Source organism: Acidovorax sp. SUPP950 (assembly GCF_030158935.1).
Taxonomy (GTDB): domain Bacteria; phylum Pseudomonadota; class Gammaproteobacteria; order Burkholderiales; family Burkholderiaceae_C; genus Paracidovorax.
The window spans coordinates 623,199-634,919 of sequence record NZ_BQXE01000003.1 but is presented as its reverse complement, the minus strand read 5'-3'; the positions used below and the strand labels follow the sequence as shown (position 1 = coordinate 634,919).

Below are 11,721 nucleotides of genomic sequence, written 5' to 3'. Positions count from 1 at the left end.
CACCATCCTGGCCAGGCCACGAAGGGACTGTCACGTCCCATTGTGGAGGGCCTTCCCGGCCGGCCGCGGGGAAGCCGGCTGAAACGTGCTGAAACGTCGTGAACGCGCGGGTGTCAGCGCGGCCACAGCGCCCAGAGCCGCAGGCCCTGCTTGAGCCGCCCCGCCAGTTCGCCCGCCTCCGGGCCCCAGCCCGCGAAGTAATCGGCCCGCACCGCGCCCACGATGGCCGAGCCCGTGTCCTGCGCCATCACCAGGCGCTGCAACTGCACCTGCGGGCCGGTGGAGGCCAGCCACACCGGCGTGCCGTAGGGAATGCTCTGGCGGTCCACCGCGATCGAGCGGCCGGGCGTGAGGGCCACGCCCTGCGCGCCCTTCGGCCCGAAGCCGGCATCCATGGCGTTGAGCGGCTCCTCGCGGAAGAACACGTAGCGCGGATTGGCCCACAGCATCTCCTGCACGCGCTGCGGGTTCTGCAGCGTCCAGGCGCGGATCCCGGGCCAGGTCGCATCGCGCACCAGGCCCTGGTCGAGCAGCCACCGGCCCACGCTCTGGTAGGGCTGGTCGTTGGTGCCGGCGAACGCCACGCGCAGCAGCGTCACCGAGCCATCGGCCTCCTGCACCCGCAGCCGGCCCGAGCCCTGGATGTGCACCACCAGCGCCTCGACCGGATCGCGCACCCACGCGATGACCCGGCCGGCCAGCGCCGCCTGCGCCTCCGGCAGCGTGTCGATCTGCTGGCGCGTGTACCAGGGCTTGCGCGCGCCGTAGCCCGCGGGCAGCCGGTACAGCGGCACGTTGAAGCCGTTGCCGGGCTGGCGCGCCGCGTCCAGATAGGGCTCGTAGTAGCCGGTGAGCATGCCGTCCACCGCGCCGTCGGCGGCCTCGATGCGGTAGGGCTGCAGCCGCGCCACCATCCAGGCGCGCTGCTCGTCGGCGCTGGCGATGGACAGGCGACGCACCTCGCCGCACAGCGGCGCGAAGGCCGGCGCGGGACGCTCGCAGTTCTTGATCCAGGCGTTCCAGGCTTCGTGCAGGGAATCTTCGGCAAAACCGGGCAATTCCGCCCAATGCACCGGTATCCAGCGGCTTTTCGGCTGCGCCATCGGGGGCGGCAGCGGCCCGGGCGGTTCGGGCGGCAAGGGGGCACCCGGCACGCCCGGTGGCAGCGAGGCACCGGGAGGCAAAGGCGTGGAAGGCGGCAGGGGCGTGGTGGAGCAGGCCACCAGGGTTCCTACAATCAGCGCCGTTGTCACAAGGCGCAGGAGACGGAATTTCATGGGGCTGATTTTGCTTGAAGCATTGCTGGCGCTGGTCGTTCTGGTCGCCATTGTGTGGTGGACGATGTTCTCGGGGCGCAAGGGGGGGGAGCCGCCGCCCGCGCCGCCACCGCCGGCTTCGGAACCAGAAGACACGGACACCAAAAAATAGCATCCACCCGCCTCAGCGCGCGGCAGGAATGCAAAACAAGAATATTCAAAAAGGGGAGTCAGAAAATGAGTGAACCAGCGGTTCTCCGATCCACCGTGGGACCTGGCCAGAAAAACCATCCGCAAGACATGCGGCTGCTGCGCCGGCATCTGAATGCGTTCATCCGGAAGGGGTATCTGCCCCAGAAGGCCGAATTGCCCGAAGAAGGCGGATGGGATCAGCCCTTCGCCACCGCCTTGCAGAGCATCGAAAACACCTTCTTCTACGGCGAAGCGGACCCGGACAACCAACTGAACACTGCAGATACCCTGTTCCAGTTCCTGGTTCAGACCCAGTTGGAAGAAAAGAAACTGGTCGCGTCGCTGTCGAACGAGGTGTACGTACTGGCGTCCACCATGGTGCCGGGAGGGATCGACCGGATCAAGCGCACCACTCTCAAGACCCGGGAAATGGTCAATGGCAAGCCCGTCGTCAAAAAGACCATCCAGGAAACAAAAATCACCGGAAACATCCGGAACTACCTGCCCGAGATTCTCGGCGCGATGACGAAGCGTTCGCTGAACGACACGGAAATGCTGATGATGGCACTGGCCACCATCCGCGCCGAGAGCGCGAGCTTTCAGCCGGTCGACGAAGGGATATCCCGATACAACACCAGCCCCGTGGGCACCAAGGGCCGGCACCCTTTCGATCGATACGATTTCCGGCCGGACAGCCTGGGAAACCATCAGCTGGGCGATGGCGCGCTGTACAAGGGCCGTGGATTTGTCCAGTTGACCGGCCGAGCCAACTACGAGCAGATGGGCAAGCAATTGGGATTGAACTTGCTGGACAACCCGGACCAGGCCAACGAAGGCCCCGCCGCAGCAGCCATCCTGGCCCAATTCATCAAGAACAAGGAAGGCGGCATTCGGGCCGCGCTGAAGACCAACAACCTGGTCCATGCCCGCAAACTGGTGAACGGCGGCACGCACGGCCTCAAGGAATTCACGGACGCGTTCGCCGCAGGCCGTAAATACCTGGGGATGGCCATTCCGAAGAAGGCCAAAACGGCCGCCAAAGCGAAGCCATAAGGAATCGCCATGCAATCGCTTCCTCCTGGAGCTTCAAGGTGGCTGCCCCTGCTGGGCCTGCTGCTGTGCACCGGTTCGATGTCCCAGGTGCCCGCACCGGCACCGCCCAACGACCGGGGCCTGTGCCTGCCGGAAGAAGACGTCATCTTCGCCTGCAGACTTCAATCCAGGCGCGTGGTTTCCGCCTGCGCTTCCCCATCGCTGGATACCAGCCAGGGCCATCTGCAATACCGCTTCGGGAAGCCAGGAAAAGTGGAAATGGCGCTCCCACGCGCCAAGGACGATCCCGCATGGCGGCAGACCGTCGTGGCCAAAAGGCTTTGGTACTCCGCAGGCGGGGGCAATTACCTGCGGTTCAATCAACCGCCTTTTTCCTATGTGGTGTACCGCGCCTTCGGTGCGCGCTGGGGGGAAAAAGCCGGGGTCATGGTGTGGAAGAACGGCGAGATGGTCGGCCAGCACTCCTGTATCGGAGCGCCTTTCTCCCAGATGGGGCCTGCGTTTCAAAGCCGGACAGGCCTGGGCGAAGATCCTGACGAATTGGTCCTACCCTGATCCTGCGCCATCCGTGCCAAGAATCAGGGCCTCTCAATTTCGTTCGGAGCCGCCGGCCGGGCCTGAGCCCAAAGGGGCCTCCCCTTCAAGCACGACTGGCTGGCAGCCCATCACCTGGAAAAGGAAGATCCCATGCGCAACAAGATTCTCATCGGCGCCACTGCCGCCGTTCTGCTCGTGAGCGGCTGTGCCAACATGGACGATACCCAGCGGCGCACCGCGACGGGCGCCGGCGTCGGCGCGGTGGCCGGGGCGGTCATCGGCTCCGCCACCGGCGGCCGGGCGGGCACGGGGGCCGTCGTCGGGGCGGGTGTGGGGGCCCTGGGCACCTACATCTGGTCGCAGCACATGGAGCGGCAAAAGCGCGAGATGCAGCAGGTCACCCAGGGCACGGGCGTGGTGGTGACGCAGACCGCCGACAACCAGCTCAAGCTCGACATTCCGAGCGACATCTCGTTCGCCACGAACCGCTCGGACATCCAGTCCAACTTCGCCCCCGTGCTGGAGCGCTTCGCCGAGGGGCTTCGCAACAACCCCAACACCGAAGTGCGCATCGTGGGCCACACGGACTCCACCGGCAGCGATGCCATCAACAACCCCCTGTCGATGGACCGCGCGGCCAGCACCCGCAACTTCCTGACGACGCGGGGCGTGAACGGCGGACGCATCCAGGTCGAGGGCCGCGGCTCGCACCAGCCGATCGCCACCAACGACACGAACGACGGCCGCGCGCGCAATCGCCGGGTGGAAATCTTCGTGGGCGAACGCCAGCCGGGCTGACCGCCGGCCGGCCCCGCCGCCGCCCCGCCCGTGCACCGCGGCGGGAGTGGCTTTCACAGGGCGCTTCGGCGCCCTGTGGCGTTCATTCAGTGCGCGGCGCGCAGCAGGTTCGCCAGTTCCACCGCCGACTTGACCTGCATCTTGTCGAACACGCGCGCGCGGTGCACTTCCACCGTGCGCACGCTGATGTCCAGCTGGTCGGCGATGAGCTTGTTGGGCAGGCCCTCGACCACCAGGCGCATCACGTCGCGCTCGCGCTCCGTCAACTCCGACAGCCGCACCTGCAGGTCGCTGTGCTGGCGCACCTGCTCCATGTGCTGCGCGGACTGGGCCAGGGCCTGCTCGATGCGGTCCACCAGCAGGTTGTCGGAAAACGGCTTCTCGCAGAAGTCGAAGGCCCCGCGCTTGACGGTGGCCACGGCGGTGGGCACGTCGGCATGGCCGGTGAGGAAGATCACCGGCATCGCATCGATCAGGCGGCGCTCGGCCAGCCGGTCGAACAGCGCCAGGCCGCTCATGCCCGGCATGCGCACGTCCAGCAGCAGGCAGCAGGGCTGGCGCGCGGGCGGACGCTCGTCGAGCATGGCTTCGAAGGCTTCGGCGCTGTCGAAGGACTCGCTGGGCAGGCGGCGCGATCGCAGCAGCCAGGCGAGCGCTTCGCGCACGCCCGAGTCGTCGTCGACGATGTAAACGGTGGCGTTGGAGACGGGTTCCATCAGGGGTGGCTGCTGTCCGCGCTGGCAGCAGGCAGGGTGAAAGTGAATACCGTACCACGGGGTTCGTTGGGCGCGTGGCCCAGGAAGCCGCCGTGCTGCTCGACCACGGTGCGGCACAGGCTCAGGCCGAGGCCCATCCCCTCGGGCCGCGTGGTGAAGAAGGGGGTGAAGAGTTTCTCGCCCACGTCCTGCGCGATGCCGCAGCCCCGGTCGATGACCATGAACTCCAGCCAGGCATTGTGCGCATTCGATGCGGCGCGGCGCACGCGCAGCTCCAGGATGCGCTGGGGCGTGGCGGGGTCGTCCATGGCCTGCATGGAATTGCGCGCCAGGTTCAGCAGCACCTGCTCGACCATGGTGCGGTCGCACAGCACCGGGGGCAGGTCGGCGTCCACCGAGATCTTCACGAAGACTTCGAGCTTGCGCGCCTGCAGGCGGATCAGCGGCATCACGGCCTCCAGCAGGTCGTGCACCGAGACCACCTCGCGCGACTGATCGCGCCGCCGCACGAAGTCGTGCACGCTGCGGATCACGCGGCCCGCGCGCTCGGCCTGCTGCGCGATGCGCTGCAGCGCCACGTGCACGTCGTGCAGCGGCTCCTGCGGCGGCCCGCCGCCCGGCGGCAGCAGGTTGAGCGAGCCCGAGGCGTAGCTGGAGATGGCGGCCAACGGCTGGTTCAGCTCATGGCTCAGCAGCGATGCCATCTCGCCCACGGTGGCCAGCCGCGCGGTGGCCTGCAGGCGCTCCTGCGAGGCGCGGGACATTTCCTCGACGCGGCGCTGCTCGCTCACGTCCAGGAACGCGCTCATCCAGCCGGTGTGCAGGCCCTGCGCGTTGATGAGCGGCGCCTCGAAGATGAGCACCGGAAACCGCACGCCGTCCTTGCGCATGAAGGTGGATTCATAGCCCTCGCGCGGCGGCGGGTGCAGGCTGGACAGGCGGATCGCCTGGCGCTGGCGGTACTCGTCGGCGAACTCGGGCGGCCAGTAGGGCACCGGAGCGCTTTGGCCGAGCAACTCCTGCGCGGTGAAGCCCACCATCTCGCAGAAGGCCGGGTTCACATAGGTGATGCGCCCCTGCAGGTCCCGCGCGCGCAGCCCGGTCACCAGGGAGTCCTCCATGGCCTTGCGGAACGCCAGCGCGTCGCCCAGGTCACGCTCGGCGCGCAGCCGGCGCCGGTTGTCGCGCACCAGCACCACCAGCACGGTGACCAGCGCGATCGACATGGCGGTCACCAGCGCGGTGAGCACATTGGGGAACACGCTGGGCGCGCTGTGCCAGCTGTCCATGCGCAGGACCAGCGTGGCGCCCGGCAGGTCGAACAGCTGCTGCGCGCTGAACAGGCGCGTGCCGCGCCGGCTGGCCCCCACCATGGCCAGGCGGGTGCCATCGGCTTCGGTGAACGACACCTCCTGCCCGCGCTTGAGGCTGGGCACCACCAGGTCGATCAGCACGTTGTGCAGCGAGTAGGTGGCCACCACGAAGCCTTCGTTGCGGCCATCCTGCATGAGGGGCAGGCACAGCTCCATCATTTCGGAGCCGCGGCCATCGCCCTGGGGCTGGAAGTAGCTGCCGGAGTACGACGGCCCCGACACGCGGCGCGCGTTGGCGCACGCCAGCGCGATGTTGGAATGCATGCCGCTGCGCATCTCGGCGTCCCACTGCACCGGGCGGTACGGGGTCTCGACATGGGCCCGCACTTCCAGCGTGGGGCTGCGCCATTCCAGCCGCACGAGTTCGCGGCGCACGCTCAGCAAGGCCGCCGCGCGCGACTCCCAGCTCGCCAGGTCCGGTGTGCCCACGTGCAGCGCCTGCAGGTTCTGCAGGTTGTGGGCGAAACCCTGGCGGATGTCAGCCACGGCATCGGCGGCGTCGCGGTCCAGGCGGTTCTGCACCTCGCTCGCCTCGTAGCGGCCGGCCAGCCACACCTGGGTGACCAGCATGCCCGCCACCAGCAGCACGAGCAGGGCCCACAGCGACCAGCGCTTCCATGCGCTGCGCCAGCGGTGCCAGGGCCACAGGAACGGCTCGCCGTCGGTCACAGGATGCAGTGGTCCAGCGCCGGCAGCTGCTGGCGCACCTGCTGCAGCCGCGCCGCATCGAGCACGCCCAGGGCCACGCCCGGGCCTTCGGCCACCTGCGCCTGCACGGCGCCCCACGGATCGACCACCATGCTGTGGCCCCAGGTGCGGCGGCCGTTCTCGTGCAGGCCGCCCTGCGCCGGCGCCAGCACATAGGCAAGGTTCTCCACCGCGCGGGCGCGCAGCAGCAACTCCCAATGGGCCTCGCCCGTGGTGTGGGTGAAGGCGCTGGGCACCAGCAGCAGGTCGGCCCCGGCCCGCGCATGCTGGCGGTACAGCTCGGGAAAACGCAGGTCGTAGCAGACGGACAGGCCCACGCGCCAACGGGTGCCGTCGCGCGCGGTCAGCTCGAAGCGCACGGGCGTGTTGCCCGCCTCGATCACCGCGGCCTCGTCGAAGCGCTCGCGCCCGTTGTCGAAGCGAAACAGGTGGATCTTGTCGTAGCGGGCCACGCACTCGCCCTGCGGCGAAAACACCAGCGAGGTGTTGCGCACGTGGTGCGGGCTCTCGCACTGCAGCGGCAGCGTGCCGCCCACCACCCACAGGCCCAGCTCCCGGGCCGCCTGGGCCAGAAAGCGCTGGATGGGGCCTTCGCCGTAGGGCTCGCGCAGCGCGAGCTTGTCGGTGTCGCGCGCGCCCATGGCGCAAAAATACTCGGGCAGCACGGCCAGCTCGGCATCTTCGGCGGCGGCCTGCTCCAGCAGGTGGCGTGCCTGTTCGAGATTGCCGGGCACATGCAGGCCCGACACCATTTGCAATGCGGCGGCTTTCATCATGATTTGTCTCCGGTGGGGGACTCGGCCGTGGGCGGCCGGACGGCGGGGTCGGCGCTGCCCAGCTTGCGCCGGGGCACGCGCTCGATGCGCGGATCGGTCCAGGTGCCGTCGATGCGGAACTCCTGCGTGGCCGCCTGGATGAGCGGCCCGCGCAGAAAGACCTGCGCGAGGAAGCTGCCCAGGCCAACCACCGGGTTGATGGCCGTGGCCACCAGGGAGGCCGTCATGGCGTTGATCTCGGGCACCACGACCACGTGCAGGTCCTGCGTTTCGCGGTCCAGGTCGGCGCTGCCCTCCATCAGCACGGCGGCGTTCACACCCTTCATCTGCAGGTTGTTGGTGGTGGCCACGCCCTGCTCCATGCGCACGTCGCCGCGCACGAAGTCGAACGCGAAGCCTTCGCTGAACACGTCGCGGAAGTCGAGCGTGAGCCGGCGCGGCAGCGACTGCAGGCTGAGCACGCCCAGCAGCTTGGCCAGGCCCGGATCGGCCTTGAGGAACTGGCCCGATTCGACGTTGACGTTCATCTGGCCCGACATGGTGCGGTAGTCCGGCGTGAGCGGCGCGCCCATCCAGGCGACCTGCCCCTCCATGCGGCCCTTGCCGCGGCGCACCACGTCGGCCATGCCGAAACGCGTGAGCAGATCGCCCGAGTCGCGGATGTCGAGCTTGAAGTTCATCACCGTGCGGCGGCGCGCATCGGCGGCGCCGTCGCTGCCCAGCAACGCCCAGTTGCCGTTGGCCGTGAGCGTGGCCTCGGGCGTGACGATGTTGAACTTGGACAGCCGCCACTCGCGCGGAGCGCCGTCGCCGCCGCGGTTCTGCGCCTCGATCTCGATGCGGCCCAGGCGCCGCCCGCGCAGCACGAAATCGTCCACCACGATGTCCAGCGACGGCAGCGTGCCGGCGCCGGCGGCCGGTTCTTCGGCCAGCAGTTCATCCACCTCCTTGGCATCGCTCTGCGGGACCGCCAGGCGCGACAGGCGGGCGAACACCCGGCCGGAGCCCGCATCGGGCCCGCTGCCGGCGCCCTGGCGAAACTCCACGTAGCCGTTCAGCTCCTGGGCGTCCACGTTGGTGCGCCAGGTGCTGCCCTCGCGCGAGCCGCCCATGACCACGCCGTGCAGCGTGCGGCCCTGGAAGTCCACCTGACGGGCCCGCACGGCCAGCTGCGTGGGCAGGTAGTCCTGCATGGGCGAGACGGAAGGCACGGGAGCGGCGCCCGTCCCGTTGCCCGCCACCGCAGCGGGCGCGGCACTCGCCGGTGTGCTGGCCGCCGATGCGGACTCGGCAGCCGGTGGCGCCACCAGCAGGGGCGAGCGCGCGGGGCCATTGCCCATCAGCGCCGCCTGCCAGGCATCGACGTCCAGCTCGCCGATCTGCACATTGGCCACCACGCCGCGTTCGGGCAGGGGCGCCGCCTCGCCGGGCGCCAGGCCCAGCGCGATGGCGCCGCGCAGCACCCGGGGCTGGGCGGCGTTGGCAATGTCGCGCACATAGGTCACCGAGCCGAGCGCGCCCAGGTCCAGCGCCATGTGTTCGTGCAGGGGCGCCGCACCGGTGCCATTGCCACCGCCGCTGCCACCGCCGTTGCCGCTCCCTGCCGCGGCCGCCAGGGATTCGCGCGTGAGCTGCGTCTCGAACCGCACGGGCATCAGGGCCTCGGCGGTCTTGCCCAGCGGCGCCGGCAGGTCCAGTGCCATGCCCTGCAAGGTGGTGGTCACCTGCACCTCCGGCGTGCCCCGGCGCACGCCCAGCGCCAGGGTGTAGGGCGTGCTGCCGCTCGCGCGCTGGGCCAGTTGCGCCAGACCCGGCCATTGCGACGCCTGGCGCAGCCCCTCGGCCGTGGCCACGCCCTGGCCGCGCACCTGCACGGCGGACTCCACCGGCAACGCCCCCGCGGGCAGGGATCGCATGCCGCCCTCCAGCCGCAGGTCGCCCCCCAGCGCGCGGCCCTGCACGCCCGCCAGGGTGAAGCCGGTGTCGGTGAACTGCACGGTGCCGCGCGCGCGGCCGATGGGCGGGGCCTCCGGTGCGATGCGCACGTCGTTGCCCGCCAGGGTCACGCTGCCCTGCACCTTGGACTGGTCGATGTGGCTGACGGGCAGCGACAGGGCCAGCTGCAGGTCGGCGGTGCCGTTGGCGGTGGTCTTGTCCAGCGCATTGCCGGTCAGGCGCGCCAGCGGCGAGGTGGTGACGAACGACAGCATGTCCGCCAGCGGGCCGCGCGCATCGGCGTTCACCGCGACCACCGTGTGGGCCAGGTCCGGAATGCGCGCCTCCACCTTGTTCACGCGCAGCTTCGGCGTGCCGGCGAAGCTGCCGCTGGCGCCCTTCACGGCCATGGTGGATCGGTCGAAGATCAGGTCGCCGGTGAGTTCGGTGAGGGCGGGCCAGGGCGCCTCGTTGGCATGCTGCAGGCGCGGCGGCACATAGGCATAGGTCACGTCCTTCACGCGCGCGGCGATGTGGAAGTCGCCCTGCCCGGGCGTGTTGAAGGGAATGTCGTGCAGGTCACCCTTGACGCGGAACTGCACGTTGCTGGCCGTGCCCGTGGTGACCGCGTCGCGCACGTAGTGGCGCGTCTCCTGCGGGATGGACAGCGGCAGGTAGCGGTGCACGCGGGTGCCGTCCGCGCGGCTCAGGCTGCCGGACAGGTCCAGCACGCCGGGAAACCGCGGCCGGGCACCGCCACGCTCGGCATCGCCGGTGTGCCAGTTCAGCCGGGCCTCGCCCTGCGCATCGGCGTTGGAAAACTGCAGGTCGCTGGCCTGCACCGCGATGCGCTCGCCCTCGATCTGCCAGCGCACGTTCGCCGACAGCTGGTCCACCGGCACCGTGCCTTCCTCGAACACGTGGGGCAGCACCAGGGCGCCGTCCGCCAGGGCCAGCGTGGCCTTGCCGCCCGCCTGCGACACGTCGAACTCCACGCTCGCACCGCGCAGGCCGGGCACGTGCGAGGCCGCGCCCTCGGCGCGCGGCTGGTCGGCCACCGCCAGCCCGGTCACCTTGCCGCGCGCCTGGTATTGCTGCAGCTGCTGCAGCGGGCCGCGCCAGGTGGCCTTGACCTCCTCGACCAGCCCGCGCGGCGTGTAGTCGGCCAGGGCGGAATGCACGGCGGCATCCAGCGGCAGCCGGCTGGCGATCTGCGCCAGCGCGGCCAAGTCGAGGCGGTCGGCGCGCAGTTCGCCCTGCTCGCGGCCGCTTTGCACGCCGGTGTGCCGCACCGTGAGGTTGCCGCCCGGCCAGCGCAATGCATCCTGCGTGGTGAACTGCAGACCCTCGGTGGAGAACTCGAACCCGTCGGACAGGCGCCGCCCACCCACCCGGCCGGCGACGGACTGCAGCGCGAGCGGCTCCAGGCCCTCGCCCAGGCGGGCGTTCACCCCGGCCAGGGCCAGGTCGGCCGTGCCACCGACGAACTGCCCGCGCTGGAAATCGACCCACGCGCGCAGCGCACCGCGGCCCTCGGCCACCTGCACGCCGTCGATGTGGACATGGTGGCGCAGCCGGGACACGTCCACGCGCGAGAAATCGGCGAACAGCTGCCCCGTCCACTGCTGCCACGACCCGCCGTGCGTCGTCAGGAACGGCTGGCGGAACTGCCCGGTGAGCTTGAACCGGTCGCCCCACTGTGGCGGCGGCGTGGCCTCGATCCGCATGCCGTGGCGCCAGCCCCGGTTGCGCAGCAGCAGGTCCACCTGCCCCAGCGCCAGGGGCGGCTCCTGGCTTTGCTCGTCGGTCAGCCGCACGGTGCCGCCGCGCAGCACAACCTCGCTTTGCGAAAACAGCCAGTCGGCGCCCGCGCTGTCGCCGCCCGCGCTCTGGCGGAACGCCAGCCCCGCGATGAAGATGCGGCCGTCCGCCATGCGGCGCACGTCGAGTTCGGGGCGTTCGATGTACAGCTGCTCGAACCCCATGCGCAGCACCGAGCGCGGCGACAGCGACCCCACCACGCGCGGCAGCTTCAGGGCCTCGCGGCCCTGGGGGTCCAGCAGGGCGACGTCGTTCAGCTCGATGGTGGGCACCAGCCCTTCGGAGCGGGCCGACAGCGCACCGATGCGCACCGGTACCCCCAGCGCCCGTGTGGCATGGGCTTCCAGCTGCGGACGGAAGTCGCCGATACGCGGCACAATCCAGCCGTGAAGCACCCCCCAGGCGGCGGCCACCAGCAGCCAGAAGGCGATGAGCAGGCCCAGGGACCACCGCGCAAGACCTGCCAGGCATCGGAGCAGGCGTGAGGGGTTCGGTGGCTGTTCAATCATTGGTGGGTTGGGATGCGAAGGGAATTATGACCCGCGCCCGCTGTGCG

The 11,721-nt window shown here is 69.9% G+C and carries 9 protein-coding genes; 4 read left to right on the top strand and 5 right to left on the bottom strand.

Annotated elements, in window-relative coordinates; all coding sequences use genetic code 11:
* Positions 1-113: 113 nt before the first annotated feature.
* Positions 114-1,277 (bottom strand): murein transglycosylase A, encoded by a 1,164-nt coding sequence (gene mltA, locus AVME950_RS16680; protein ID WP_487089408.1) that lies wholly within the window; start codon positions 1,275-1,277, stop codon positions 114-116.
* Between mltA and AVME950_RS16675 the strand changes: the two genes are divergently transcribed.
* The 4 genes from AVME950_RS16675 (at position 1,276) to AVME950_RS16660 (ending at position 3,836) form a co-directional block, all read left to right on the top strand.
* The gene (locus tag AVME950_RS16675) at positions 1,276-1,428 is read left to right on the top strand and encodes a hypothetical protein (RefSeq protein ID WP_284400737.1); all 153 of its coding nucleotides are present in this window, start codon (positions 1,276-1,278) and stop codon (positions 1,426-1,428) included. The two genes, mltA and AVME950_RS16675, sit on opposite strands and share 2 nt — an antisense overlap.
* Before the next feature lie 128 nt (positions 1,429-1,556).
* Complete coding sequence (locus AVME950_RS16670) at positions 1,557-2,501, top strand: glycoside hydrolase family 19 protein (protein ID WP_284430666.1); 945 nt, start codon at positions 1,557-1,559, stop codon at positions 2,499-2,501.
* A 78-nt stretch (positions 2,502-2,579) separates the two neighbouring features.
* Positions 2,580-3,056 carry a hypothetical protein gene (locus AVME950_RS16665; protein ID WP_284430665.1) on the top strand — a complete coding sequence of 159 codons (477 nt, stop codon included), beginning with the start codon at positions 2,580-2,582 and terminating at the stop codon, positions 3,054-3,056.
* A gap of 132 nt (positions 3,057-3,188) precedes the next feature.
* Entirely contained in the window at positions 3,189-3,836 is a 648-nt protein-coding gene (locus tag AVME950_RS16660) for a YiaD family glycine zipper/OmpA-like lipoprotein (protein ID WP_284430664.1), read from the top strand.
* Between the two features lie 86 nt (positions 3,837-3,922).
* Here AVME950_RS16660 and AVME950_RS16655 read toward each other — a convergent pair whose 3' ends face one another.
* Genes AVME950_RS16655 through AVME950_RS16640 form a run of 4 tightly spaced genes read right to left on the bottom strand, consistent with a single transcriptional unit; the run spans position 3,923 to position 11,674 of the window.
* Complete coding sequence (locus AVME950_RS16655) at positions 3,923-4,552, bottom strand: response regulator transcription factor (protein ID WP_272566580.1); 630 nt, start codon at positions 4,550-4,552, stop codon at positions 3,923-3,925.
* On the bottom strand, positions 4,552-6,594 hold the full coding sequence (locus AVME950_RS16650) for a two-component system sensor histidine kinase NtrB (protein WP_284430663.1): 2,043 nt from the start codon (positions 6,592-6,594) through the stop codon (positions 4,552-4,554). Before AVME950_RS16650 ends, AVME950_RS16655 begins: the two co-directional genes overlap by 1 nt.
* Entirely contained in the window at positions 6,591-7,406 is an 816-nt protein-coding gene (locus AVME950_RS16645) for a carbon-nitrogen hydrolase family protein (RefSeq protein WP_284430722.1), read from the bottom strand. Before AVME950_RS16645 ends, AVME950_RS16650 begins: the two co-directional genes overlap by 4 nt.
* Positions 7,406-11,674, bottom strand: coding sequence for a YhdP family protein (locus AVME950_RS16640; protein WP_284430662.1), 4,269 nt, complete (start codon positions 11,672-11,674; stop codon positions 7,406-7,408). Before AVME950_RS16640 ends, AVME950_RS16645 begins: the two co-directional genes overlap by 1 nt.
* Between the last annotated feature and the right edge of the window lie 47 nt (positions 11,675-11,721).

What these genes read in the sequence shown, in the direction of transcription:
- AVME950_RS16675 (WP_284400737.1), top strand. Translation starts at nt 1,276, where the DNA reads ATGGGGCTGATTTTGCTTGAAGCATTGCTGGCGCTGGTCGTTCTGGTC.
- mltA (WP_487089408.1), bottom strand. Translation starts at nt 1,277, where the DNA reads ATGAAATTCCGTCTCCTGCGCCTTGTGACAACGGCGCTGATTGTAGGA.
- AVME950_RS16670 (WP_284430666.1), top strand. Translation starts at nt 1,557, where the DNA reads ATGCGGCTGCTGCGCCGGCATCTGAATGCGTTCATCCGGAAGGGGTAT.
- AVME950_RS16665 (WP_284430665.1), top strand. Translation starts at nt 2,580, where the DNA reads ATGTCCCAGGTGCCCGCACCGGCACCGCCCAACGACCGGGGCCTGTGC.
- AVME950_RS16660 (WP_284430664.1), top strand. Translation starts at nt 3,189, where the DNA reads ATGCGCAACAAGATTCTCATCGGCGCCACTGCCGCCGTTCTGCTCGTG.
- AVME950_RS16655 (WP_272566580.1), bottom strand. Translation starts at nt 4,552, where the DNA reads ATGGAACCCGTCTCCAACGCCACCGTTTACATCGTCGACGACGACTCG.
- AVME950_RS16645 (WP_284430722.1), bottom strand. Translation starts at nt 7,406, where the DNA reads ATGAAAGCCGCCGCATTGCAAATGGTGTCGGGCCTGCATGTGCCCGGC.
- AVME950_RS16640 (WP_284430662.1), bottom strand. Translation starts at nt 11,674, where the DNA reads ATGATTGAACAGCCACCGAACCCCTCACGCCTGCTCCGATGCCTGGCA.